The organism is Saccharothrix sp. NRRL B-16314, assembly GCF_000716595.1.
GTDB lineage: Bacteria > Actinomycetota > Actinomycetes > Mycobacteriales > Pseudonocardiaceae > Actinosynnema.
The window spans coordinates 1-310 of sequence record NZ_JNXC01000235.1; the positions used below are offsets into that span (position 1 = coordinate 1).

Annotated in this window: 1 protein-coding gene; it reads left to right on the forward strand. The window is 76.5% G+C overall.

The genetic code is table 11. The features are described from left to right. Nucleotides 1-33: 33 nt before the first annotated feature. Nucleotides 34-310, forward strand: a 277-nt coding sequence (locus OQ02_RS39790; protein WP_033443863.1) for a hypothetical protein, incomplete at its 3' end; no start/stop codon positions are given.

Sequence of the window (310 nt, forward strand, 5' to 3'; positions counted from 1 at the left end):
CGCCACGGGTGCCGCGGCAGGCGGGTGAGCCGGATGGACGAGCCCGCCGGCCCGGGGCCGGAGGACGTCTTCGCTGACGGCCGGATGGCGGCGGTCCTCAGCGGGCTCATGCGCGACACCACGGCCTCGGTGGGCCTCGTCTACCTCCTGATCCCCGGCGACCGGATGCTGCGCCTGGTGCTGATCTCGGGCGCGTCCCGGGAGATCGCCGCCCCGTGGGTCCGGATCCCGGTCGACGCGCCCGTCCCGGTGGCCGACGCCATCAAGGAACGCCGGCTCGTGTGGCTGGGCGGCCGGGAGGAGGTCGCCC